Below are 24969 nucleotides of genomic sequence, written 5' to 3' on the forward strand. Positions count from 1 at the left end.
GATGTTCGCGATCTTCACGCGCGGCGTGGTGGACAGTTGGCGGGCGACGCTCGCCTGGGCCGTGGGCCTGGTGGCCGCGGCGGCGCTCTACCTGCCGCTGTTCCCTTCGATGGTCGGCAACGGGCAGATGCAGCAGCTGCTGAAATCGCTGCCCACCCAGCTGGTCAGGACCCTGAACTACGACCAGCTCGGCAGCGGACCGGGGTACACCCAATCGACGCTTTTCGGGCTGCTCGGCTTCCTCCTGCTCAGCATGGCCACGATCGCGTGGGGTGCGTCGGCGGTCGGCGGTGACGAGGAGTCCGGGCTGCTGGAACTGACCCTCGCGCACGGCGTGACCCGGGTGCAACTGGTGGCGGGCCGCGCTCTGGCCATCCTGGCCCGGCTGCTGTTCCTGGTGCTGGTCATGTACTGCGCGGTTGCGGTGCTCAACGGGCCGTCGCAGCTGAACCTGGACCTGGGCACGGTCGCGGGCGCGGCTCTTGGCTACGCCGGCCTTCTGGCACTGAGTGCCGCGGCCGCCCTGCTCGGCGGAGCGCTGCGGGGACGCCGCGTCCACGGACTCATCCTCGGCGCGGCCGTGGCAGTGCTCGGTTACGTCTTCAACGCGGTGGGCAAGCAGAGCGACTCGGCCAAGTGGCTCCTGGACTTCTCGCCGTACCACTGGTTCTTCGGTTCCGACCCGTTCAGTCAGGGCGTCGACTGGGGCGCCTGCGCCGGGATGTGGGGCGGGGCGATCGCACTGATGGCGCTGGCCGCGCTCGTCCTGCGCACCCGCGACGTCGGCCGTTGAGCCGCACCTTCACCGGACCGCGCGGTCAGTCACCACTCATGCGGCGCGGGCGTGCGGGACCCCGGCAGTGCGACGTCGGAACGCCACTCGTGGATCCATTCCGGCAGCACGAGGTCCTCGGGCACGGGGCCGACCTCGGCGATGATCTCCTCGTTGCTCACCGGACGTCCCCGGTGGACCAGCCGCGTGGCCATGTAGGCCCGGGCGTAGATCTCGCCGTCGGCGACCATGCGCTGTTCGAAGTAGATTGCTTTGGCGTCCAGACCGATGATGCGGGATTCGATGGTGTACCGCTGCCACAGCCTGACCGACTTGCGGTAGCTGATGGTCTGGGCGGAGACCACGGGGCTCCACCCCTTCCTGCGCATGCGCTCCCACACCCCGGCCCGGACCATGAGGTCGAAACGGCCCAGATCCATGAGGGAGAAATACATGCCGTTGTTGATGTGGACCGCGATGTCCACGTCGGTCGGCAGGGCACGCATCGGCAGGCTGGACGTGTCCCAGATGCTCAATGGTGAACGGCGACGCGAGGCGAACAGCAGCCAGAGGGTCCGGAAGATGAGGTGCATGCCCTTATGTTACTTGTCAGTAACTTAGTGGGGAAGACCCGGACCGGGACAGGCACAGCACCCCGGTGTGCCTGTCCTCCGCGACAAGGCGCTCCACGGCAAAGCCGGCTTCCTCCGCGTGAGCGGCCGCTGCGGTGAGCTGCTCGCGGTTCATCTCCAGCAGAATCCGCCCCGACGGACTGAGCCACGGACCCGCCTCGGTGATCACGGCCCGGACGAAGTCGAGCCCGTCCGGTCCGGCGTAGACGGCCGCGCCAGGTTCGTGTTCGCGGGACTCGCGGGACATGAACGCGGCCTCCGCCTCCGGCACGTAGGGCGGGACAGCGGCCAGGACGTCCACTGCACCGAGGAATCGCGGCGGCACCGCGGAAAGCACCGTCCCCCGCGACACCGCGGCCCCGGAACCGAGGTTCCGCTCCGCATGTGCCAGCGCGACGGCGTCGGCGTCGCTCGCATGAACCGTCGCCCCGGGAAGGTGGTGCGCCACCCAGGCGGCCACAGGAGCCGCTCCGGCGAAAGCCTCCAGCACTACAGGGTGGGAATGCTCCCGCGCAGCGGCAAGTGCCAGCCCGGCCAGGAAGAGGGTCCGCTGCCGAGGGATGAAGACGCCGGGCCCCACGGAAAGCCGCAGACCGCCGAAATCCACCCAGCCGACGAGCTGCTCCAGCGGCTCGCCCTGTTCCCGCCGCTCACACAGGCGCAGGAGATGCGCCTCGTCCAGCGCACTCTCCTCCAGGATGGCGGCCTCCTCCTCGGCGAAGACGCAGCCGGCGGTGCGCAGACGGAGCACCAGAGCGTCGGTGTCCAGGGTCGGGGTGTTCATGGGATTCATGCTCGGCGATCTGACGATCCGGCACAAGGAAGTGCGCATCGCATGTGGACGAAAGCCGAAGGCGACCTGGGGGTAATTCACGGCGGATGTTCACCCGCCATTCATTCATCTCCTGGAAAATAAGGTCATTACGAAGAGAACAAGCAGCAAAGGAGACTGCCGTGAGTGCACTGGGCACCACCGAGATCAACCACCTCTGGCCTGAAATCCCGTCGGGCCAGCCGATCGCCCTCGCGGACCAGCGAGGCGACCGCATCGTCGGCCACGTCGACGGCATGACGCACGACCGCACGACCCTCTGGATCCAGCTCGACGGCGGCCTGGGCCGCCGCCTGGTCCACCACCTGGACGGCTACGCGCTGGAGAACTGACAGGGTCTCTGCGCCGTCCGCGAATCATCGCCCCTCCTGCCCTTCGGCGCGTTAGCCTCAGGACGTGGCACATGATTCCGAAAGTGAACTGACCGCCTGGCTGACACAGAGTGCGCGGCGTCTTGCGACAGTGAGTCCTGACACCGAAGATGACGCCGATCTGGAGCCCTTGCTCGAGATCATCGGCGACGCCCGCGTCGTCGCGCTCGGTGAGTCGACCCATCGGATCCACGAGTTCTACTTGATCCGGCATCGGATCTTCCGGTTTCTGGCGCGCCATGCCGGATTCACCGCCCTCGTGATGGAATCGGGATTTCCTGAGGGCCTGAGGGTGGATCGCTGGATTCAGCATGGTGGCGGCCGGGTGAGGGAGGTACTGCGTGAAGGAATTTCCTACCACTTCGGGAAGTGCCAGGAGATGCTGGACCAGCTTGCCTGGATGCGCCAGCATGCCCTCGACGGCAGGCCCCTCCGCTTCTACGGCATGGATCTTGCGGACTCCGGGGCGTCCGCACTCCCCGGCCTGCTGACAGCGCTGGATCTTCTCGACGACGTCGATCCCGAGTACGCAGCGCACTCTCGGAAAACGCTGCTGCCCTTCTTCGAATACCTCCCAGCGGACCGCGCCGGCCTCGCCCAGGCCGCTCCCAGCATCCAGGCTTACCTCGTGCTTCCCGAGTCAGATCGTTTCGCCCTCACCGCACAGCTGCACGGCTTCGTGGAGCGGATGCGGGCCCGCAGGATCGACTACTCCGCCACCGCCGACCCGGGTCGCGTGGAGGCCGCGGTCCGGGCCGCTGAAACCGCGCTGGGCACGGATGCCTTCCTTGCCGCGATGACGGCCGGACCCACACGGACCTGGCCGGGAGCGAACATCAGAGACGTCGTCATGGCGGACACCGTCGAGTGGATTCTGGAGCGGGAACCCCGGATCCTCGTCGCCGCGGCCAACGGCCACATCAAGAAGACCCCGTACACGGCTCCGCCGGTCGTGACCGAGCCTTTGACCATGCTCGGAGAACACCTGGCGGATCGCTTGGGCGACGACTATGTGGCGATCGGGAGCACGTACGGCGGCGGCACAGCGTGGCTTCACCGACCAGGCCCGGACGACGGTCCCGGCCACTCCACCCCGTTCGTCGCGGACCTCGGAGCACCCTTCGACGGCAGCCTCGATCAGGCCTTGGCGCGACCCGGGATCGGAGACTACTTTGTGGATCTCCGTGACACGTCAGCCGCAGCGTTATCAGCGCTGAGACGGACGACGGGAACCCACAACGGGCCAGGACTGGAACCCTCCGACGCGGCCGCTTCGTTCGACGCCGTCGTCCACCTCGACCGGATCGGTCCCTGGCACACCTGGATCGACGAACACGGGATCGGCTAAGGGCCGACCGTGTCGAAGCGACCTCCCCCAGGAAACACGAAAGGCCCGGAACCGTGTGGTTCCGGGCCTTTCTTTGGTGGCAGATGAGGGATTCGAACCCCCGTAGGCAGTGCCAGCTGATTTACAGTCAGCCCCCTTTGGCCGCTCGGGTAATCTGCCGAGCTTCACGTAGAAGCACTTCCGCCCGTACGTTTCCGGCGAGTGGAAGCAAGACAACTTTACAGAAGATTCTCCGCAGAATCGAATCGGGCCTCGTCAGGCCCTTCGGACGGCGGATCAGGCCTGGTCTTCGTCCCCGCCGGAGCCGTCGCCGGACCCCAGGATCGTGCGGCTCATGCGCTCCTCGAAACGCGCGGCCTGCTCGGGCGTGAGCTGCTTGAGCTGCACCGCGCGCTGCAAGTCCTCGTGGATGCCGTTCACCCGGGCCTGAGGTGCGGCCTGCGGGGCGAAGGCCACGGACGCGGCCACCACCGCTGCGGATGCGAGCGCGGCCGAAGCACCCTTGATCACGCTGGCCGTCCGGCTGCCCTGCTTGCCGGCCGAGGCCGGGACCGCATACTTCTTGGGTTCCGCCGTCATGACTTCTCCTGCCTTCATTCAATCCGGGAACCCCCGTGGAGTTCCTACTGAGGCAACTCTCCCCGGCCCGGATGAGTTCCGCCCAGAGATCAGCTGAGAGTGAACTGTGAGCCACGAGCCCGCCTCCCCGCGCGTTCCGTGGCGTCAGGCCTTAAACTCGTAGGAAGAAACCACCCACCGCCTAAGGAGAATCATGGCCGGCGAGTCCACGTTCGACGTTGTCAGCAAGGTAGACAAGCAAGAGGTTGCCAACGCCCTCAACCAGTCCCAGAAGGAGATCGCCCAGCGCTACGACTTCAAGGGCGTCGGCGCCGAGATCGACTTCAGCGGCGAGAAGATCCTCATGAAGGCCAACTCCGAGGACCGCGTCAAGGCCGTCCTGGACGTCTTCGAATCCAAGCTCATCAAGCGCGGCATCTCCCTCAAGTCCCTCGACGCCGGCGAGCCCTTCCCGTCCGGCAAGGAGTACCGCATCGAAGCCTCCATCAAGGAAGGCATCGAGCAGGACATCGCCAAGAAGATCAACAAGCTCATCCGTGACGAGGCCCCCAAGTCCGTCAAGTCCCAGATCCAGGGCGACGAGCTGCGCGTGACCTCCAAGTCCCGCGATGACCTGCAGGCCACCATGGCGCTGCTCAAGAACTTCGAGGACGTCGACCTCCAGTTCGTGAACTTCCGCAGCTAACCGGCACCGGCGCACCAGCGCCACACCGAGCCAGCCCACGACGACGGCGGGCGCCTCCCACGCGGAGGCGCCCGCCGTCGTCGTCTGCGGACGTCGCCGCGGAAGCGACCGCGGAGCCGTGCCGGACCCAGGCCAAGCTCACCTGACTTCAATAGCCAACATAAAGTTTGCATAATTCAGCCGAGAGAGTAATGTTCTGCTCGGCGCACCCCTCCCCGGGCCGCGCTGCACCCCATACACAGCAAGGAATCCAGCATGCTCGGGAACTTCCTGATCGGTCTGCGCGAAGGCCTCGAAGCGACCCTCGTCGTCGTGATCCTCATGGCCTATCTGGTCAAGAGCGGACGCTCCCACCTCCTGCCGAAACTCTGGATCGGGATCGGCGCCGCCGTCTCCATCTCCATCGCGTTTGGCGCGCTCCTCACCTTCGGCCCGCGCGGTCTGACGTTCGAGGCGCAGGAGGCGATCGGCGGATCGCTCTCGATCGTCGCCGTCGGCATGGTCACCTGGATGGTCTTCTGGATGGCGCGCACCGCCCGAACCCTGGGCACCGAACTGCACGGCAAGATCGACGCCGCGGCCACCGGCGCCGCCTGGGGCATCATCCTGGTGGGCGCCCTCTCCGTGGGCCGCGAGGGCCTCGAGACCGCCCTGTTCCTCTGGGCCGCCGCACAGGCGACCGGCGAAAGCACCGTCCCACTGCTGGGCGCGGTCCTCGGCCTGGCCGTCGCGGTCCTGCTCGGATACCTGCTGCACCGCGGGGTCCTCAAGATCAACCTCGGCAAGTTCTTCACCATCACCGGCATCTTCCTGATCCTGGTGGCCGGCGGCGTGCTCTCCTACGGCATCCACGACCTCCAGGAAGCCGGCCTGCTCCCGGGCCTCCACAACCTCGCGTTCGACGTCTCCGGCGCGATCCCGCCGGACTCCTGGTACGGCACGCTCCTCAAGGGCACCTTCAACTTCTCGCCCGCCACCACCTGGCTGGAAGCGATCGCCTGGTGGGCCTACGTGGTCCCGACGCTCTACTTCTACCTGCGCAACTACCGCCGCTCGCAGGCCGCCCGCAAGGCCGCCGCCGCGCGTCGCGCCAAGCAGACCCTCCCCGCGGATGCCGCGCCGGTCGTCTCCCGCGCCGCCGCCCCCGTCTCCTGATTCCTCTCCCTCAAGAACTCTCCAAGGACAGTCATGCCTGCTTCCCCTCGTCGCGCCCTCAGCTCCCTGGCGGCCCTCGCCATCGTCGCCCCCCTGGCGCTGACCGCCTGCACGGACAACGCCAAGCCGGCCGCCGGCGCCACGGACGGACCGATCTCCGTGAGCAGCACGGACAAGGAGTGCACGCTCAGCGCGGCCACGGCCAAGAGCGGCCACCTGACGTTCGACGTGAAGAACGACGGCCAGCAGGTCACCGAGTTCTACCTCCTGGCCGAGGACGGCCTGCGGATCGTGGGTGAGGTCGAGAACATCGGCCCCGGCCTGTCCCGCAAGCTCGTGGTGACCGCTCCCGAGGGCAAGTACCTCACCGCCTGCAAGCCCGGCATGCAGGGCGAGGGCATCCGCGCGGCCTTCACCGTCGAGGCCTCCGGCACCACGGCGTCCGTCGACTCGGACACCAAGGCGCTCCTGGACACCGCCACCAAGCAGTACGTCTCCTACGTCAAGGACCAGACCGAGCAGCTGCTCACCGGCACCAAGGCCTTCGCCGCCGCCTACGCCTCCGGTGACGCCGCGAAGGCCCGCAGCCTCTACGCCTCGGTGCGCATGCACTGGGAGCGCATCGAGCCCGTGGCCGAGTCGTTCGGCGACCTCGACCCCAGCCTCGACCTCCGCGAGGCCGACCTGGAGAAGGGCCAGCAGTGGACCGGCTGGCACAAGGCCGAGAAGGACCTCTTCCCGCCGAAGGGCTACACCGCGCTGACCGCAGCCGAACGCCAGAAGCTGTCCCAGAAGCTCGTGACGGACACCCAGACGCTGTTCGAGCGGACCCGCACGCTGACCCTGACCCCGGACAAGCTCGGCAACGGCGCCAAGGAGCTCCTGGACGAGGTGGCCACCGGCAAGGTGACCGGCGAAGAGGAGATCTGGTCCCACACCGACCTCTGGGACTTCCAGGCCAACGTCGACGGCGCGCGCATCGCCTACCAGAACCTCCGCCCCGTGGTGGCCCTCAAGAAGCCCGAACTGGCCAAGACCCTGGACCAGCGGTTCGCGGCCCTGCAGACCGAGCTGGACAAGTACAAGGTCGGCGACGGCTTCAAGTACTACAACGAGCTGACCCCCGACCAAGTCAAGCAGCTCGCCGCCCTGGTGGACGCCCTCGGCGAGCCGCTCGGCCAGCTGACCGCCGCGGTGGTCCTCTGACCATGCCCGAGCAGGACAGCACCCCGGTTCCGCCCGCCGCCTCCCAGGAGACCACCTCCCAGGAGACGGCGGGCGTTCCGTCGTCTTCCGGTCCGCGGGTCAGCAGGCGCGGGCTCCTCACCACCGCCTCGCTGGTCGGCGCGGGGGCCATCGGAGCCGCCGCGAGCTACGCCGTCACGCGGCCCTCCGGCGCCGACGCGCAGCCGGCGGCGACCGCCGTCGTGCCCTTCCATGGGGAGCATCAGGCCGGGATCGTGACGCCGGTCCAGGACCGTCTGCACATCGCCGCCTTCGACGTCACCGCCACGAGCCGCGACGACGTCATCGGCCTCCTGAAGGACTGGACCGCCGCCGCGGAGGCGATGGCCGCAGGGCGTGAGGCCGGCGAAGGCGGCGCCGTGGGCGGCGACTACGAGGCCCCGCCGTCGGACACCGGCGAGGCCATGGGCCTCTCCGCGTCGAACCTGACCATCACCTTCGGTTTCGGCCGCTCCTTCTTCGTGACCGACGACGGCGCGCCGCGCTTCGGTCTGTCCGGCCGCCTTCCGGAGGCGCTCATCGAGCTCCCGCACTTCCCGGGTGATCAGCTGGAACCTCAGCGCACGGGCGGGGATCTGGTCATCCAGGCGTGTGCCGATGACCCGCAAGTGGCCGTCCACGCGATCCGCAACCTGTCCCGCATCGCTTTCGGCCGGGCCCGGCTGCGCTGGTCCCAGCTGGGCTTCGGCCGGACATCCTCCACATCCACCAGCCAGCAGACGCCCCGCAACCTCTTCGGCTTCAAGGACGGCACCGCCAACCTCAAGGCGGAGGAACCCGAGCAGCTGTCCGAGAACGTCTGGGTGGCGCCCGGGGGCAAGCCCGGCGAGCAGTGGATGGCCGGCGGCAGCTACCTGGTGGCGCGACGGATCCGCATGCACATCGAAGTCTGGGACCGGACGTCGCTCGGCGAACAGGAAGCCGTGATCGGACGGACCAAGTCCACCGGCGCACCGCTCTCCGGCGGCCAGGAGTTCACCGAGCCGAACTTCGAGGCCAAGGGGCGTGGCGACGCTCCCCTGATCGCCATGGATTCCCATGTCAGGCTGGCGCACGCGGCCACGAACAAGGGCGTGAAGATGCTGCGCCGCGGCTTCAACTTCACGGACGGCAATGACTCCCTGGGCCGGCTGGACGCGGGCCTGTTCTTCATCGCCTTCGTCCGGGATCCCCGCACGCAGTTCGTCCCCATGCAGAACCGCCTGGCATCCAGGGACCGGTTGAGCGTCGAGTACCTCAAGCACACGGGCTCCGGCCTGTTCGCCGTGCCGCCGGGGATCAAGCCGGGCGAATACGTGGGTCAGGGGCTGTTCTCCTAGGATTCACCGCCGCGAGAAGCCAGTTGAGCACAGTCCCGGAGTCCGGAACTGTGCTCAACTGGCTTCTCGCGAGACGGCGGAGGGTTCAGCGACCCGCCATGCGCTCCAGACGGGCGATGCGCTCCTTCATCGGCGGGTGCGTGGCGAACAGCTTGGCCACATTGGCGCCGCGGAACGGGTTGGCGATCATGAGGTGCGAGGTGTTCACGAGCGTCTGCTCCGCCGGCAAGGGGTATTGGCTGACGCCGCGCTCGATCTTACTCAGGGCCGAGGCGAGCGCCAGCGGGTCGCCCGTGAGCTTCGCGCCGTCCTCGTCGGCGTCGTACTCCCGGGTCCGCGAGATCGCCATCTGAATGAGGGACGCGGCGAAGGGCGCCAGGAGCGCCATGGCGATCGCGGCGAGCGGGTTCATGTTCCGTTCGCCGTCGCGGCTGCCGCCACCGAAGAACATCATGAACTGTGCCACCGAGGTGATGACGCCGGCCACGGCCGCGGCGACTGAGGACGTCAGGATGTCGCGGTTGTAGACATGCATGAGTTCATGACCCAGCACGCCCCGCAACTCGCGGTCGTTCAGCAGCTGCACGATGCCGTGGGTGACACAGACCGCGGCGTGCTTCGGGTTACGGCCGGTGGCGAAAGCGTTAGGCGTCATGGTGGGTGAGATGTAGATCCGCGGCATGGGCTGCCCGGCCGTCTGGGACAGTTCCCGCACCACGCGGTACAGCTCGGGAGCCTGAGCTTCGGGGATCTCCACGGCCTGCATGGAGCGGATCGCGATCTTGTCGCTGTTCCAGTAGCTGTAGAAGGTGGTGGCCACGCCGATCAGCGCCATGATCCAGATCGGGGCGGCGCTGCGCGTCCAGAACCCGATCAGCGCACCGAGCCCCAGCAGCACCGCCCAGAGCACTCCGAAGAGCGCTGCGGTCTTCAGGCCGTTGTGATGTTGGTGCACGGGTGGCTCCTCACTCGCGAAAGCCCCGGATGCGTCCGGGTGGGCGGCTGGTCTCTTCCATTCTCCAGCGTCTCTCTTCTCCAACGTGCACTCAGGGCACCGGGTTCCGCGCGTCGTAGGCCAGGAATCCGCGCTGGGCCCGGGAGACGGCCCACGTGACCACGATGCACACCAGCCCGCCGACCAGGAGGACCCAGCCTTCACGGAACCAGGTGGTGGCGCCGCCGGCCAGCATGTCGCCGAGTCTCGGCCCGCCGGCCACCACCACGATGAAGACACCCTGGAGACGGCCCCGGAACTCGTCCGGCGTGGCCGCCTGAAGGATCGTGCTGCGGAAGACGGCGCTGATGGAGTCCGCGACCCCGGCCGCGGCGCAGCAGAGCGCCGCGGGCAGCAACCAGACCGTGACGCCCTGGCGGCCGCCGTCGCCGGCCAGGACGACCATGAGACCGAAGGCGCCCAGGCTCGCACCCCACGCCATGATGGAGAAGACCACCGCGGCCCCCTGTTTCCGCACGTGGTTGAGGGGACCGCTGAACAGACCCGCCAGGAAGGCGCCCAGCGCGAACGCCGCGAGGAGGATGCCCACCGTGGTCTCCCCGCCGCCGAGCATCACGGCGCCGATGGCCGGAAGCAGCGCGCGGGGCTGGCACGAGATCATCGCGATGAGGTCCAGGATGAACGTCATGCGCACATTGGGGCGGGTGCCGAGGAAGCGGAAGCCTTCCAGGACGCTCGCCACCCCGACCGTACGGGGCGCGCCCTCGGGCGGCATGGCAGGCAGCCGCAACAGGGCCCACATGACGACGAAGTAGCTGATCGCGTCGAGGGTGTAGGTCCATTCGAACCCGAGCGACGCCACGAGGAAGCCGCCCAGGAGAGGCCCCACCATGGTGGAGAGACCGAAGGTGATCATGTTGAGGGCGTTCGCCGAGGCGAGCAGCTCGGGGCGCACCAGCAGCGGGATCATGGCGGAGCGGGCCGGGGCGTTGATGCCGAGCGCGGCGCTCTGCACGGCCGCGAGCGCGAACAGCAGCCAGACGTTCTCCAGGTGCAGCCAGGCCTGCACGGCCAGCCCCAGCGCGCTCAGCCAGAGAGCCGCAGAGGCGACGATCGCGACCGTCCGGCGGTCGTACACGTCCGCGACCGAGCCGCCGAACAGCCCGGCGATCACGAGCGGGACCAGGGCGAACACGCTCAGCAGCCCCACATAGGAGCTCTCCTGGGTGATCTTGTAGACCTCGAGGCTGAGCGCCACCACGGTGAGCTGGCTTCCGGCGTTGGAGACGGCGGTCCCGATCCAGAGGCGCTTGAAGGCGGGACTCTCCCGCAGGGGCGTCAGGTCAGCCAGGAATCTCCGCACCGGCTAAGCGTAGTCCGGCGCCTGCAGTTCGCGAGTCGCACCGACCATGCCTCGCAGCCCGGCCTCCAGGAAGCGCACGACGGCGTCCGCGTCAGTGTCGCGCTCGATCGCCAGGCTGATCAGGGCCTCCTCGGCGTAGGATACCCAGGCGCGCAGGGCCACGCGAAGCATGGCGGTGTCCTCGAATCCCAGCTCGATGAACGCGTCCCGGAGACGTTCCGCATTGAGCTCACGGGATTCGTCCACCACGGTCCGCACGGCTGGATCTCCACTGGCGATGCCGCGGACCAGCGAATAGAAGGTGCCACGGTGCTGCTGCACGAATTGGGTGATCCTCAGCAGGGTCTCGTGGACCCGCTCCCGGGGCGGCAGCTCGAGGCGCGGTGCGGTGGCGACCAGAAGGCTGTCCCGGGCTTTCGTCACGACGGCCAGATGCATCCCCTGGCGCGTCTCGAAATAGTGGAACAGCAGAGGGCGTGAGACTCCGGCCCGGCGGGCCAGCTCATCCATGGTCAGCTCGTCGAGGGAATGGTCGGCCAGGAAATTGACGCCGGTGGCGATCAGCTGGGCCCGGCGTTCCTCGGGGCTCAGGCGGACTCGCTGCACTTCGGACACCCTCTGAGTCTACTGACGCAGGCCGCTCTGAACGCCACGGAACGCCTGACGACACCAGCCCCGCCCCCGTCGTTTCTCCCCCGCCCGGCAGAGCCCGCCCCGGTGGACCACTATTGACTCGTAGTCAACTAAAAAGTTATCTTCATCACATGCGCGCCGCCGAAGGGGTCGGCGCCCGTTCCAGGAGGTCCGATGAAATTCCCCAGGTCTGAGCGTCTCCGTAAGATCAGTTCCTCGCACGCCGGGCGCATCGTGCTCGTCGCGGTCCCGGCGGCTCTCGCCGCCACCACCCTGATGGGCGGCATCGCCCAGGGCGCGGTCCCCGTCTCCTTCGCCGTCTCCGGCAGCCAGTTCCAGATCGGCGCCTCGTCGCTGGAGGGCACCGGCTTCTCCCAGTACGCGGGAGTCGCCCGGGACACCGAAGGAAAGAACCACACCGTGGCCATCGCCAACATCAAGAGCGCCACGCTGAGCGACCTCTGCCAGGCCGTCACCACCGACACCCCCCTCGGTAAGGTCGGCGTGCTTATCAAGGCCGGTGGCGGCGGATCCCCCGCCTCCGCTTCCGACCTGCAGATCGGCATGACCGGCCTGAAGGGCGACGCGTCCTTCGGCAAGATCCGCATCGGCGTGGATGCCTCCACCGTCAACACCGCGGCGAAGGGTACCCCCGGCGACTTCGCCCAGGACGCCGACACCGTCACCATCAAGAACCTCGAACAGACCGCCTGGAGCACCCAGGCCTCCGTCTTCACCCTCACCGGGATGAAGCTGGAGCTGACGGACGGGTCCAAGGGATGCTTCTGAGCGGCGACAGCGCACTGGCGGAGAACGGGCTGACACCGCAGGCCCCTCGCAGGTCCCGGCGAGCCGGCGCCACCCGGCCCGAGCGGCACACGGCAGAGAGGCACACCACCGCCCCGGTCGCGGAGTCCCGCACGGAGCCGACCGAGCCCCTGGAACCCGTGGAGTCGCTCCTGGCGTCCGAGTCCGTGGACGCGCCCGAAGCGGCCACCGCCCCCGCGGAGAGCGATTTCCGGACCTGGCGGAAGGAGCGGCCGTTCATCGGCGGTCTGCTCGTGGCGCTCGGCGGCGTGGAGATGTTCTTCTCCGGACAGCTGGACATCGGTCATCTGCACGTGCAGCTCGGCATCGAGGGCCTTCAGGCGACCATCATCCCGATCGCCCTGCTCCTGCTGGGCATCCTCGCCATGACCATGCCGGACCATCACGTGTTCTACGGCGTGATCGCCCTCGCCGTGGCCGTGTACTCACTGGTGGGCGTGAACCTCGGAGGCTTCCTGATCGGCATGCTGCTGGCCGGGACCGGAGGAGTGCTCGTGGCCGCCTGGATGAGACGGAGTCCCGCACCTCAGGGAGAACCCGCCTCATGACACAGCGCCGCCGCCGCGGACTGGGAGCGCTGCTGGCCGGCGCCGTGCTGGTGACACCGTTCACCCTCGGCGCCGCCCAGGCCCCCGAGTCCCAGCCCGCAGCCTTCTGCCTCCCCATCCTCTTCACGTGCGCCTCCCCGACGCCGACCCCCACCCCCGGAACCCCGAAGCCTTCGGCCACGACGCCCGCTCCGGGCGCCGGCACCCCCAGCGTCCCGGCCGGCGGGTCCGGCGGCATGCCGGTCATCCCCGTGCCCGGCGACTCCGGAACCAGCGCCCCCGGAAGCAGCACGCCCAGCGGGTCGCCGTCGTCGGCGTCCACCGATCCCGCGCACCCGTCACCCGGAGCGAAGCCCTCCCCCAAGAAGCCCGTGAAGGCGACCCGCGAGGACGGCGCCCCGATCTTCACCAGGACGCCCGCCTCCCTCGGCTCCCGGGGGCTGTCCTTCACCGGTCTGCACTCGATCGGGATCGTCTCGGTGCCGACGGTCGACGGCGGGAGCGTGCGCGCGCTGAAGATCAGCGCGGACTCCATCACGATCACCGGGTTCTCCCTCACCGTCCGGCCGCCGAACGGCCCCGGGCTCGTCACCACGGCGGACACCATGAAGCTCGAAGGCCACGTCGACGTGTACCTCGGCTCCGTCACCGCGACGACGGCGAACGGCCGTTCGCTCACGCTCGGCACCGACACGCCGCCCCCGCTGGACGACGTCGCGCCGGGACTCCTGCGGGTGACGATGGGCCTCGTGGGAAGCACCGCCGACTCGATCAGCTACACGAACACGAACCAGCGGATCGTCGAGTCCTGAGCGCCCTTTCCGGGTCCGCCGAACATATTCCTGGGAATTTGCCGCCACTAATTGCGAGCTAGTCAAAATAAGTGCTTGAATGGGGTCATGTCCCAGTTCACGGCACTCCCCGACCGGGCCTCCGCCTGGTCCGAGCAGCTGCGTACCGCCGGACGGCGCGTCACCAAGCAGCGCCTTGCCGTGCTCGCAGCCATCGACACCCATCCGCACTCCACCGCGGAGAACATCCTCGACCTGGCCCGCCGCGAGCTCCCGGGACTCTCCGCGCAGTCCGTCTACGTGGTCCTCGGCGACCTGACGGAACTCGGCATGCTGCGGCGTTTCGAGCCCCCGCACTCCCCCGCACTGTACGAGACGCGCACCGGGGACAACCACCACCACGCCATCTGCACGCGCTGCGGGCGCATCGAGGACGTGGACTGCGCCGTCGGGCATGCACCCTGCCTGCATCCCCACTGGAACGACGACCAGCAGCCCATGAGCATCCAGATCGCCGATGTCCTCTACCAGGGCATCTGCCAGGACTGCCTCGCCGCCGAGCGCCAGGACGGCGACTGAGCCGCACCCAGGCTCCCCGAACTTCCCTTCACACACCCGTATCAACCATCCCCGGAAGGAACACCGTGTCTGAGAGCACCGTCTCTAAATGCCCTGTCGCCCACGGCGGCCGTGTACACCCCACCAAGGGCAGCGCCAACACTGAGTGGTGGCCCAACAAGCTCAACCTCAAGATCCTGGCGAAGAACCCCGAGGTCGCGAACCCGCTCGACCCCGGCTTCGACTACACCGAGGCCTTCAACGCTCTGGATCTGGACGCGGTCAAGGCTGACCTGACGGCCCTCATGACGGACTCCAAGGACTGGTGGCCCGCCGACTTCGGTCACTACGGCCCCTTCATGATCCGCATGGCCTGGCACTCCGCCGGCACCTACCGCTCCCACGACGGCCGCGGTGGCGGCGGCGCGGGCCAGCAGCGCTTCGCGCCCCTGAACTCCTGGCCGGACAACGTCGGCCTGGACAAGTGCCGCCGTCTGCTGTGGCCGATCAAGAAGAAGTACGGCCAGTCGATCTCCTGGGCCGATCTGTTCATCCTGGCGGGCAACGTCGCCCTCGAAGACATGGGCCTGAAGACCTTCGGCTTCGCCGGTGGCCGTCCGGACGTCTGGGAAGCCGACGACGACGTCTACTGGGGCCCGGAGAAGGTGTGGCTGGACAACGAGCGCTACTCGGGCGCCCGTGACCTGGAAGCCCCCCTCGCCGCAGTGCAGATGGGGCTCATCTACGTGAACCCGGAAGGCCCGGACGGCAACCCGGACCCGCTGGCCTCCGCCATCGACATCCGCGAGACCTTCCGCCGCATGGGCATGGACGACGAGGAGACCGTCGCCCTGATCGCCGGTGGGCACACCTTCGGCAAGACCCACGGCGCCCACAAGGACGACCAGATCGGCCCGGACCCCGAGGCCGCTCCGCTCGAGAACCAGGGCTTCGGCTGGAAGAACGGCCACGGCACCGGCTTCGGCGATGACACCGTCGGCTCCGGCCTGGAGGTCACCTGGACCTACCACCCGACCCGCTGGGACAACGAGTTCTTCCACATCCTCTACGCGTACGAGTGGGAGCTCATGGAGTCCCCGGCCGGCGCGAAGCAGTGGCGTCCCACCAACGGCGCCGGCGCGGACATGGTTCCCATGGCCCACTCGGCCGGCCGTCGCGAGCCCCGCATGCTCACGAGCGACCTGGCACTGCGCGAGGACCCCATCTACGGCCCCATCTCGCTGCGCTTCAAGGACGACCCCGAGGCCTTCCAGGACGCCTTCGCCCGCGCCTGGTTCAAGCTGACCCACCGTGACATGGGCCCCAAGGTCCGTTACCTCGGCAAGGAGGTCCCGGCTGAGGACCTCATCTGGCAGGATCCGCTGCCCGCCGCTCCGGCCCAAACCATCGGCGACGCCGAGATCGCCGTTCTCAAGGAGAAGATCGCCGCGTCCGGTCTCACCGTCGAGGAGCTCGTCTCCACCGCCTGGAAGGCTGCGGCGTCGTTCCGCGGCTCCGACAAGCGCGGCGGCGTCAACGGCGGCCGCATCCGCCTGGAACCGCAGGTCAACTGGCCGGTCAACCAGCCGGACAAGCTGAAGCCCGTGATCTCCGTCCTCGAGGGCATCGTGGCCGACTTCAACGCGACCTCCCCCGTCAAGGTGTCCTTCGCCGACGTCGTGGTGCTCGCGGGCAATGTCGGCGTGGAGCAGGCCGCCCAGGCCGCCGGTCAGACCGTCACCGTCCCCTTCACCCCGGGCCGCGTGGACGCCACCCAGGAGCAGACCAGCCCGGAGCAGTTCGCCTGGCTGCAGCCGGTGGCCGACGGCTTCCGCAACTACAACAGCGGCTACATCAACCTGCCGGCCGAGTACCTGCTGATCGACCGCGCGAACCTGCTCAACCTCTCCGGCCCGGAGATGACCGTGCTTCTCGGTGGTCTGCGCGTGCTGGGCAACAACTGGGACGGTTCCAGCACCGGCGTCTTCACCGATCGCCCGGGCGCGCTCAGCAACGATTTCTTCGTGAACCTGCTGGACCTCGGCCAGACCTGGATCCCGGCGGATGACGAGCAGAGCTACACCACCGCCGACGGCCGCTGGACCGGCAGCCGCGTGGATCTGGTGTTCGGCGCCAACTCGGAGCTCCGCGCCCTCGCCGAGGTCTACGCCTCGGACGACGCCCAGGAGAAGTTCGTCAAGGACTTCGCCGCGGCATGGGCCAAGGTCATGGAGAACGACCGCTTCGAGCTGAAGAAGTAATCCCCTCCGGACGCTGAAAGGCCCCGGTGTCACCGACTGGTGACACCGGGGCCTTTCCCGTCTGACGGCGGAGTGGCGGGAACGCTACTTCTTGCAGACCTTGCCCAGCTCGGTGAAGCTGTCCGAGACCTTGGTAACCGAACCCGAAAGCTCGGTCATCTTGGCGGAGGCCGTGGACGGATCCGCGGCAGCGGACTTGATCTTCGCGGTGAAGTCGGCGTACGCGGCGCTGGCGGCCTCGGCCTTCGGCTTCACGTCCGGGTTGGAAACGCCCTTGACGCTCTCGGCCAGCTTGTCCGAGAACTTGCTCAGGCCGTCCGACGCCGCCTTGGGGTCGGAGGCGAACTTGCTCATATTGGACTGCAGTTCGTTGCTGATGCCGCTCATGTCGCTCTCCAGCTTCGAGCAGGCGTCCGCGACACTCTGGCCGCCACAGGCGCTCAGGCTCACGGCCAGCAGCGGGACGGCGACGATGCCGAGGGCACGCGTGACGATGGTCTTGCTCATGGTTTCCCCTTTTTCAGGCACTGGAGCACTGTGCGAGTGATAATCTCCAGCGATTTTCTTGTGACGATCGTCAGAGTAACACGGCGCAACAGACGGGAACGGCGGTATGACGGGCCTTCAGGCGCCGCGCTTCAGTTCCGAATCGATCGTGAGGAAGAAGGACTTCAGCAGACGTTCGAAGGCCTCCGTGGCCGCCTCCCGCTCGCCCGTGACGATCACGTCGTACCGCAGCCCGGTCAGCGTGGCCACGAACAGCCGTCCCGTCCTGCGGGCCTCCGGTTCGCCGAGACCCTGGTTCCTGAGCCATTCATGCAGGACATCCACCCAGGAGTGATACAGCTTGCCGCCGTTGCCGCGCGGCTTGTCCAGCACGGAATCCTGCATGGCGGCCTCGAAGTGCAGCCGCTGCAGCTGAATGCCGTACTCGCGCAGTCCGACCTTCCAGGCGGTCCGGAGCCAGGCTTCGAACTCCTCCCGACCCGCCGTGACGAGTTCCAGATCCAGCACTTCGGAGGGCCGGGCCTCGATCGCGTGCACGATCTGGGAGATGAGCTCTTCTCGGGAGCCGAAGTGGTACACCAGCACGTAGCTGCTGATGCCCAGCCCGTCGGCGAGGGTGCGGAAGGTGAGGTCGGCGATCGACTTGTCCTGCAGGTACAGCAGGATGTCGTGCATGAGCTCTGATTTACGTTCGGGTCGGGGAGGACGCGCCATAAGCGCAATCTTAGAACCCCACGGCCTCCCGGGGCCGCAGGCGGGCCGCGAGATGACGGCACTCCGACAGCGGGCGGCTCACCCGCTCACCCCGCGGACGACGACGGCGCCGCACCCCGGGAAGGGGCGCGGCGCCGTCGTCGTGCTGCGGCTCAGCGGTGGGAGACGCGGGCTGGATCAGCCCACGAACTCCTTCGCCTCGGTGAACCGTTCGTTCAGGCGGGAGTGCCGCTGACCGTACGCGAAGTAGATGGCGAAGCCGAGCACGAGCCAGAGGAGGAAGAACAGCCAGGTCTGCACGGCCAGGTTGGTCATCAGGTAGACGCAGAGCACGGCGGACAGGGCCGGGAGCACGGGGCCGAGCGGCACACGGAACGCCGGGCGCAGATCGGGACGCTTGCGGCGCAGCACCAGGATGCCGATCGAGACCATCACGAAGGCGCACAGGGTGCCGATGTTGATCATCTCCTCCAGGATGTCCACCTGCGTCAGGCCGGCCACGAGCGCCACGGCCACGCCGCAGAGGATCTGGGTGCGGGCCGGGGTGGAGTGCTTGTCGCTCGTCTTGGACAGGGCACGCGGCAGCAGGCCGTCGCGGCTCATGGCCAGGACCACACGGGCCAGGCCCATGAGGAGCACCATGATGACCGTGGTGAGGCCGATCAGCGAGCCGAACGCGATGATCTTGGCGGCGTCGGTGTTGCCGACCGCCTCGAACGCCGTGGTGAGGGTCGGGTTCTTGGCCTTCGCGAGGTCCGTGTAGGACACCATGCCGGTCAGGGCGAGGGAGACCAGGATGTAGAGGAGCGTGACCAGGGCGAGGCCGCCGAAGATGCCGCGGGGCAGCGTCTTCTGCGGGTTCTTGACCTCTTCCGCGGAGGTGGCCACGACGTCGAAGCCGATGAAGGCGAAGAACACCAGGGCCGCACCGGCGAAGATGCCCAGGGTGCCGTACTGTGCCGGGGCGGCGCCCGTCAGGAAGCCGAAGAGGGACTGCTTCATGACGTCTTCCACGGCATTGCCTGCGGTCGGCACGGACTGCGGGACGAACGGGGTGTAGTTCTCCGCCTTGATGTAGAAGAAGCCCACGATGATCACGAAGAGCACCACGGCGATCTTGATGAGCGTGAAGACATTGCCCACCCGGGCAGAGAGCTTGGTGCCGAGCACGAGCAGCACGGTGAAGATGGCCACGATCAGGAACGCGCCCCAGTAGACGTCCAGGCCGCCCACATTGATGGCCTCGGGCATCTTGACGCCCACCAGGTCGAAGACCTTGGAGAGGTAGATGCCCCAGTACTTGGCGATCACGGCCGCGGCCGTGAAGAGCTCCAGGATGAGGTTCCAGCCGACGATCCAGGCCAGGACCTCGCCGAGGGTCGCGTAGGTGAAGACGTAGGCCGAACCCGCCACCGGGATGGCCGTGGCGAATTCGGCGTAGCACATGATCGCCAGCGCGCACGTGACGGCGGCGATGACGAAGGACAGCGTGACGGCGGGGCCGGCGAAGTTGGCGGCGGCCTTGGCGCCAACGGAGAAGATGCCGGCGCCGACGGCCACGGCGACGCCCATGATCATGAGGTCCCAGGCACTCAGGGAACGCTTGAGCCGGCGCCCCGGCTCTTCGGCGTCTGCAATTGACTGCTCAATCGACTTGGTACGGAGAATGTTCATCGGTGTCCACATTCTGTGTCGTGTAAAGGATCGTCACAAGGGTAGTGTCCACCCCTCGGACACCCCGTACTCGTCCAGTATGTGAGATTAGGAAATGAACACTTCATTTCCCGCATTCTCCCGGAATGGCCTACTGACCTCGGGAAATGCTCACCATCTCCTCGCGAGGTACCACCTTGACCCGCTCGCGCGCAATACTCACGCCGTGCGAACCTCCGTTGGCGGTCGCCTCAGCCCCGAGCGCCAGTTCGTGAGCGTCCAGACGGTTCCAGCCCTCCCACGTCGTGTACTCGACACCGCGCTCCTCGAGCAGCGCGACGACGGCGTCCTCGGACGGCTCGACGGCGGCGGGCAGCTGGAGGCGGTCCTCCAGGAGGTAGCCGATGGTTTCGAGGGCGTCACCCTTGGTGTGGCCGATGAGGCCGACCGGTCCACGCTTGATCCAGCCCGTGGCGTACACGCCCGGCACGGGGGCCCCGTCCGCGCCCAGGACGCGGCCGCCGTCGTTCTTGAGGACGCCACGGCGCTCGTCGAACTCCAGGCCCGGCAGCGGGGAGCCGAAGTAGCCGATGGCGCGGTACACGGCCTGGACCGGGTAGTCCACATGCTCGCCGGTGCCGCGGGCATTGCCCGTGCCGTCCAGCTCCATGCGCTCGAAGCGGATGCCGCCCACATGACCGGGGCGCTCCGGGTCCTCGAGGATCTCCACCGGGGAGTGCAGGAAGTGCAGGTGCAGACGGCGGGACGCGGCGTCCTCGCCCTCGTGCGCCTCCTCCACCAGCCAGTTGGTCAAGGTGTTGACCATGGTCTTGACCTGGTTGTTCGTCTTGATGGCTTCGTCCGAGGCCTCGTCGAAGTCGAAGTCCTCCGGGTACAGCACGATGTCCACGTCCCGGGAGTGGGAGAGCTCGCGCAGCTCCAGCGGGGTGAACTTCACCTGGGCGGGACCGCGGCGTCCGAAGACGTGCACGTCCGTGACCGGGGACTTCTTCAGGCCCTCATAGACGTTGTCCGGGATCTCGGTGACCAGCAGATCCTCCGCGTGCTTGGACAGGACACGAGCCACATCCAGCGCGACGTTGCCGTTGCCGATCACGGCGATCTCCTGGGCCTCCAGCGGCCAGTCACGCGGCACGTCCGGGTGGCCGTCGTACCAGGAGACGAAGTCCGCGCCGCCGAAGGAGCCCTTGAGGTCGATGCCGGGGATGTTCAGCTCCGCGTCCTTGATGGCGCCCGTGGCGAAGATGACCGCGTCATAGTGCTTCTGCAGGTCTTCGAGGCTGACGTCCTGCCCGAAGTGGACGTTGCCGAAGAAGCGGATGTCGCCGCGGTCCAGGACCTTGTGCAGCGCGTTCACGATGCCCTTGATCCGGGGGTGGTCCGGGGCGACGCCGTAACGGATCAGGCCGTACGGCGCGGGGTAGCGCTCGAAGAGGTCGATGGAGACCTGCACTTCGCCGTCTTTCACGCCCTGCGACTTCGTGAGGATGTCTGCGGCGTAGACGCCGGCCGGACCGGAACCGATGATGGCGACGCGCAGAGGGCGGGCGGATGTGTGCACAGACTCGACAGACAAGAGCTGACCTTCCAAGGTTGACAGTGCCCGCGCCATTAGCGCAGGCAGAACTATTCTAATTGTTCGGAATAACGCCTGCATGCGGCCGGTTGTGCCCACGTGACGGACCCCATCTCGAAAACCCTCGCTCCCACCACCCCCGTGAGCGGAACCGCTGGCGGCAACCCGGCAGCCACCTCCGGTGACGCGGCCGAGCAGGCCGCCAAGCGAGAGCGCCAGGGTCTCGCCTACGGCGTCGGCGCCTACACCCTCTGGGGCCTGCTGCCGCTCTACTTCATGCTGCTGCTTCCGGCCGGCCCGGTGGAGATCGTGGCGAACCGGGTGCTCTGGTCCCTGCTCTTCTGCGCCATCCTGCTGACCGTCACGCGTTCCTGGAAGACGTTCACCCTCGTCCTGAAGCGGCCGAAGACACTCGGCGTCCTGGCGATCGCCGCCCTGCTCATCGCCGTGAACTGGCTCGCGTACACGTTCGGCGTGATGAGCGGGCAGGCCGTGGAAGCCTCGCTGGGGTACTACATCAATCCGCTGGTCTCGGTGCTGCTCGGCGTCCTGGTCCTGAAGGAACGCCTGCGGGCGCTGCAGTGGACCGCCGTGGGCATCGGGTTCCTGGCCGTCGTCGTGCTGACGGTGGCGTACGGCAAGCTGCCGTGGATCGCCCTGACCCTCGCCTTCAGCTTCGGCTTCTACGGGCTGGTCAAGAAGAAGGTGGGGTCCGGCGTCGACTCCATCACCAGCCTCAGCGTGGAGACGCTAGTCCTGGCCCCGTTCGCCGCCGTCACCATGGTGGCGCTGACGCTGAACCAGGCGGCCACGGTCACCGGCTACGGCTCGGCCCACTTCTGGCTCATGGCCGCGTCCGGCGCGGTGACGGCCGTCCCCCTCGTGTTCTTCGGCGCCTCCGCCGCCCGCCTCCCGCTGACCACCATCGGCATGCTGCAGTACCTGGCGCCGACGCTCCAGCTGATCATCGCCACCCTGGTCCTCCACGAGCGCATGTCCCCCGAGCGCTGGATCGGCTTCGGGCTGGTGTGGCTGGGGCTCGTCATCCTCACCGTGGACGCCCTGCGTCATACCATCCGCGTCCGGCGCAGGTGAAAGTAAATGAACACTTTCAACCTATTGTGATCAAGAACACTCAGCTCTAGGCTCGGACTACCCACTCCCCGAGCACTGGAGGTCCGAGTTGTCCGCCGAGCTGAATCGCAGAACCCTCTTCGCACTCCTGGGGGCCGGCGCGCTCCTGGGCGCCACGGCCGGCTCCGCGAGCGCCGCCCCCGTGGCCTCGCTGGACGAGCTGGTGGCCCGCCGTCGTCTGATGCTGGCCGGGGACGGCAGTGCCGCCACCGTCCCGGAGCTCGCCCCGGCGCTCCAGGCCATGAGCGACGCCGCCGCCAGGACCTGGGCGTCCATGATCACCCCGAGCGGGACCTCCGGTCTCTGGGCCGACCTGCCGCTCACGGGCATCGGCAGCGCAGCCGACGCCACCGGCAACATGGGCGTGAGCTTCAACCGTCTCTTCGACCTGGCCCTCGCTCACGCCACGGCAGGCTCCGCCCAGCACGGTGACGCGAAGCTGGCCTCCGATCTGGTGGCGGCGCTCAGTTATCTCAGCACCACCGCTTACAAGAGCGGCATGCGGGCCGCCGGCAACTGGTGGTTCTGGGAGATCGGCGTGCCGCGCAAGGCCGCGGACATCCTGGTGCTGCTGTACGACGTCGTCCCTGCCGCCCTGCGTTCCTCCCTCCTGGCCGCGGCACGGTACTTCACCCCGGACCCCAATTGGCGCGGCCGCGGCACCAGCCTCGCGGAGACCGGCGCGAACCGGACGGACAAGGCCCTTTCCTGCGCTCTGCGCGGCATCCTCGACGGCCGGACGGACGAAGTGGCCCTGGCCCGCGACGCCCTCAGCGACACCGTCCGCAACGGCAAGAACAGCGTGTTCGGCTATGTCACGAGCGGCGATGGCTTCTACGCAGACGGCTCGTTCGTCCAGCACAGCTATCTCCCGTACGTGGGGACGTACGGGGTGGTCACGCTCGGCGGGATCGCCGAGATCCTGGGCCTGCTGGGTGGCAGTTCCTGGGACGTCACGGACCCGAAGAAGTCCGTGATCCTGGACGCGGTGGAAGCGAGCTACGCGCCCTTCATCTGGAACGGACGCATGATGGACACGGTCCGCGGCCGGGCGGTGTCCCGCCAGGCCAACCCGGATTACGTGGACGGCGCCGGCGCCATCACGGCCATCCTCCTGCTGGCGCCGGGAGCCGGCGAACCGTACCGCAGCCGCTACCTCGCCCTCGTGAAGGGCTGGCTGGAACGCTGCACGGACGTCTCCCTGTTCGGTCTGCCCGGGCAGAGCATCGCCAAGTCCCTGCTGGTCACCTCGGCCCTCCAGGACTCCTCCATCACTCCGGCGCCCGCCCCGGTCTTCACCCGCGCGTTCGGGGACCAGGACCGTCTGGTGCACCACCGGCCGGGGTTCAGTTCGGTGGTCAACGTGTCCTCGAAACGGATCGGCCGCTACGAATGGGGCAACTTCGAGAACAACCTCGGCTGGTACCAGGGCGACGGCCTGACCTTCGTCTACACCCCGACGGACCCGTCCCAGTACAGCGCCGATTTCTGGCCGACCGTGGACCCGTACCGCCTGCCCGGAACGACCGTGACCCTTGAACCGCGCGAGAGCGGAGCGGCGAACGGCACCGGGATCCCCCGCGCGTACCAGGCCTTCGCGGGCGGGCTCGATCTGGACGGCCGTTGGGGTGTCCAGGGCATGGATCACCTGAACTTCAACAAGACCCTCAGCGCGCGCAAGTCGTGGTTCTTCCTGGAGGACAAGGTGGTCTGCCTGGGTGCCGGGATCACCTCCTCCGGCCCGCACGAGGTGATCACCACCGTGGAGAACCGGGCCTTCCCTCCCGGCAAGGCGCCGGAACTGCGCACCGACAACCGCAAGCGGACCCTGGCACCCGGAGACGCCCGCGTCAGGATCACCCGCAACGCCCACATCGTGGGTCATGGCGGCTATGTTCTGCTGCCCGCGGAGAACGTGAGCGGAGACGTCACCGTGGCGGTGGTGGCCCGCACCGGAACGTGGAAGGCCATCAACTCCGGCGCCGACACGGGCGGCTCGGACGAGGTCAAGACCCGCGACTACGTCACCATCACCCACAGCCACGGCACGGGGACTCAGGGTGGTGGCTACGCGTACTTGATGCTGCCGGGCGCGGAGCACTCGGACACCTTCAAGGAGTCGGCGAACCCCTCGGTGCGGGTCCTCGCGAACACGGCGGAGGTGCAGATCGTGGAGGACCGCGCGCAGGGCGTGACGCTGGCCAACTTCTTCGCCGCCACCCCGGCGGACACGAACCCCACGCACGGCGTCACCGTGAGCGGTCCGTGCTCGCTGGCGTTCCGGAAGGACGACGACGGGAAGGTGACGGTCGCGCTCTCCGACCCGAGCCGCACCCAGGCCGTCGCCCGGGTGAGCCTGGCGGGGGTGGCGGTGTCCGGCGTCGTGAGTCCGGATCCCGGCGTGACCGTGGTGAGCACCTCACCGCTCACGCTCGAGGTCGCGCTGGACGGGCACGGCCATGCCCGCACGGTGGTGCTGCGCTGATCCC

General features: G+C 68.0%; 24 protein-coding genes and 1 tRNA gene. 14 read left to right on the top strand and 11 right to left on the bottom strand.

Annotated elements, in window-relative coordinates; all coding sequences use genetic code 11:
• Position 1 precedes the first annotated feature (1 nt).
• On the top strand, positions 2-793 hold the full coding sequence (locus QFZ52_RS12295) for an ABC transporter permease subunit (RefSeq protein ID WP_307497871.1): 792 nt from the start codon (positions 2-4) through the stop codon (positions 791-793).
• 29 nt (positions 794-822) lie between these two features.
• Here QFZ52_RS12295 and QFZ52_RS12300 read toward each other — a convergent pair whose 3' ends face one another.
• Together QFZ52_RS12300 and QFZ52_RS12305 are read right to left on the bottom strand one after the other, a co-directional pair.
• Positions 823-1365 (bottom strand): acyl-CoA thioesterase, encoded by a 543-nt coding sequence (locus QFZ52_RS12300; protein ID WP_307497872.1) that lies wholly within the window; start codon positions 1363-1365, stop codon positions 823-825.
• Positions 1366-1381: 16 nt separating this feature from the next.
• The gene (locus QFZ52_RS12305; RefSeq protein ID WP_307497873.1) at positions 1382-2188 is read right to left on the bottom strand and encodes a N5-glutamine methyltransferase family protein; all 807 of its coding nucleotides are present in this window, start codon (positions 2186-2188) and stop codon (positions 1382-1384) included.
• Between the two features lie 170 nt (positions 2189-2358).
• Between QFZ52_RS12305 and QFZ52_RS12310 the strand changes: the two genes are divergently transcribed.
• Positions 2359-2568: a hypothetical protein gene (locus QFZ52_RS12310; RefSeq protein ID WP_307497874.1), complete on the top strand. Its 210-nt coding sequence runs from the start codon at positions 2359-2361 to the stop codon at positions 2566-2568.
• Positions 2569-2632: 64 nt separating this feature from the next.
• Complete coding sequence (locus tag QFZ52_RS12315; RefSeq protein ID WP_307497875.1) at positions 2633-3955, top strand: erythromycin esterase family protein; 1323 nt, start codon at positions 2633-2635, stop codon at positions 3953-3955.
• 74 nt (positions 3956-4029) lie between these two features.
• Here QFZ52_RS12315 and QFZ52_RS12320 read toward each other — a convergent pair.
• Positions 4030-4114, bottom strand: a tRNA-Tyr gene (locus tag QFZ52_RS12320).
• Positions 4115-4231: 117 nt separating this feature from the next.
• Positions 4232-4534 carry a hypothetical protein gene (locus QFZ52_RS12325; RefSeq protein WP_307497876.1) on the bottom strand — a complete coding sequence of 101 codons (303 nt, stop codon included), beginning with the start codon at positions 4532-4534 and terminating at the stop codon, positions 4232-4234.
• A 193-nt stretch (positions 4535-4727) separates the two neighbouring features.
• Here QFZ52_RS12325 and QFZ52_RS12330 point away from each other — a divergent pair, with 193 nt between their 5' ends.
• The 4 genes from QFZ52_RS12330 (at position 4728) to efeB (ending at position 8938) form a co-directional block, all read left to right on the top strand.
• A complete protein-coding gene (locus tag QFZ52_RS12330) occupies positions 4728-5219 on the top strand; it encodes a YajQ family cyclic di-GMP-binding protein (protein WP_066211754.1) in 492 nt (163 codons plus the stop codon).
• Between the two features lie 255 nt (positions 5220-5474).
• Positions 5475-6374, top strand: a complete 900-nt coding sequence (gene efeU / locus QFZ52_RS12335) for an iron uptake transporter permease EfeU (protein WP_307497878.1) — start codon at positions 5475-5477, stop codon at positions 6372-6374.
• Positions 6375-6407: 33 nt separating this feature from the next.
• Complete coding sequence (gene efeO / locus QFZ52_RS12340; protein ID WP_307497879.1) at positions 6408-7580, top strand: iron uptake system protein EfeO; 1173 nt, start codon at positions 6408-6410, stop codon at positions 7578-7580.
• Positions 7581-7582: 2 nt separating this feature from the next.
• Positions 7583-8938, top strand: coding sequence for an iron uptake transporter deferrochelatase/peroxidase subunit (efeB, locus tag QFZ52_RS12345; protein ID WP_307497880.1), 1356 nt, complete (start codon positions 7583-7585; stop codon positions 8936-8938).
• 85 nt (positions 8939-9023) lie between these two features.
• Here efeB and htpX read toward each other — a convergent pair whose 3' ends face one another.
• From htpX to QFZ52_RS12360, 3 genes are all read right to left on the bottom strand, one after another.
• On the bottom strand, positions 9024-9893 hold the full coding sequence (htpX, locus tag QFZ52_RS12350; RefSeq protein ID WP_307497881.1) for a zinc metalloprotease HtpX: 870 nt from the start codon (positions 9891-9893) through the stop codon (positions 9024-9026).
• Positions 9894-9984: 91 nt separating this feature from the next.
• Positions 9985-11256 (bottom strand): MFS transporter, encoded by a 1272-nt coding sequence (locus tag QFZ52_RS12355; protein WP_307497882.1) that lies wholly within the window; start codon positions 11254-11256, stop codon positions 9985-9987.
• Positions 11257-11259: 3 nt separating this feature from the next.
• The gene (locus QFZ52_RS12360) at positions 11260-11871 is read right to left on the bottom strand and encodes a TetR/AcrR family transcriptional regulator (protein ID WP_307497883.1); all 612 of its coding nucleotides are present in this window, start codon (positions 11869-11871) and stop codon (positions 11260-11262) included.
• A gap of 192 nt (positions 11872-12063) precedes the next feature.
• Here QFZ52_RS12360 and QFZ52_RS12365 point away from each other — a divergent pair, with 192 nt between their 5' ends.
• The 5 genes from QFZ52_RS12365 (at position 12064) to katG (ending at position 16875) form a co-directional block, all read left to right on the top strand.
• Complete coding sequence (locus tag QFZ52_RS12365; protein ID WP_307497884.1) at positions 12064-12678, top strand: DUF6230 family protein; 615 nt, start codon at positions 12064-12066, stop codon at positions 12676-12678.
• On the top strand, positions 12669-13265 hold the full coding sequence (locus tag QFZ52_RS12370) for a DUF6114 domain-containing protein (protein ID WP_307497885.1): 597 nt from the start codon (positions 12669-12671) through the stop codon (positions 13263-13265). The genes QFZ52_RS12365 and QFZ52_RS12370 overlap by 10 nt, the downstream gene beginning before the upstream one ends.
• Positions 13262-14077 (top strand): hypothetical protein, encoded by an 816-nt coding sequence (locus QFZ52_RS12375; RefSeq protein ID WP_307497887.1) that lies wholly within the window; start codon positions 13262-13264, stop codon positions 14075-14077. Before QFZ52_RS12370 ends, QFZ52_RS12375 begins: the two co-directional genes overlap by 4 nt.
• Before the next feature lie 87 nt (positions 14078-14164).
• Complete coding sequence (locus tag QFZ52_RS12380) at positions 14165-14635, top strand: Fur family transcriptional regulator (protein ID WP_278267195.1); 471 nt, start codon at positions 14165-14167, stop codon at positions 14633-14635.
• Between the two features lie 65 nt (positions 14636-14700).
• Entirely contained in the window at positions 14701-16875 is a 2175-nt protein-coding gene (katG, locus tag QFZ52_RS12385) for a catalase/peroxidase HPI (protein WP_307497889.1), read from the top strand.
• Positions 16876-16959: 84 nt separating this feature from the next.
• Here katG and QFZ52_RS12390 read toward each other — a convergent pair whose 3' ends face one another.
• From QFZ52_RS12390 to QFZ52_RS12405, 4 genes are all read right to left on the bottom strand, one after another.
• Positions 16960-17382, bottom strand: coding sequence for a hypothetical protein (locus QFZ52_RS12390; protein WP_307497890.1), 423 nt, complete (start codon positions 17380-17382; stop codon positions 16960-16962).
• 117 nt (positions 17383-17499) lie between these two features.
• Positions 17500-18057: a TetR/AcrR family transcriptional regulator gene (locus QFZ52_RS12395; RefSeq protein ID WP_307497891.1), complete on the bottom strand. Its 558-nt coding sequence runs from the start codon at positions 18055-18057 to the stop codon at positions 17500-17502.
• A gap of 216 nt (positions 18058-18273) precedes the next feature.
• Positions 18274-19770: an APC family permease gene (locus QFZ52_RS12400; RefSeq protein WP_307497893.1), complete on the bottom strand. Its 1497-nt coding sequence runs from the start codon at positions 19768-19770 to the stop codon at positions 18274-18276.
• Between the two features lie 130 nt (positions 19771-19900).
• Positions 19901-21346 (bottom strand): FAD-dependent oxidoreductase, encoded by a 1446-nt coding sequence (locus QFZ52_RS12405; RefSeq protein WP_307497894.1) that lies wholly within the window; start codon positions 21344-21346, stop codon positions 19901-19903.
• Positions 21347-21457: 111 nt separating this feature from the next.
• Here QFZ52_RS12405 and rarD point away from each other — a divergent pair, with 111 nt between their 5' ends.
• Together rarD and QFZ52_RS12415 are read left to right on the top strand one after the other, a co-directional pair.
• Positions 21458-22441, top strand: coding sequence for an EamA family transporter RarD (gene rarD, locus QFZ52_RS12410; RefSeq protein ID WP_373425715.1), 984 nt, complete (start codon positions 21458-21460; stop codon positions 22439-22441).
• Between the two features lie 88 nt (positions 22442-22529).
• Positions 22530-24965 (top strand): polysaccharide lyase 8 family protein, encoded by a 2436-nt coding sequence (locus QFZ52_RS12415; protein ID WP_307497897.1) that lies wholly within the window; start codon positions 22530-22532, stop codon positions 24963-24965.
• Positions 24966-24969: the final 4 nt, after the last annotated feature.

The organism is Arthrobacter woluwensis, assembly GCF_030816155.1.
Lineage (GTDB): Bacteria > Actinomycetota > Actinomycetes > Actinomycetales > Micrococcaceae > Arthrobacter_E > Arthrobacter_E woluwensis_A.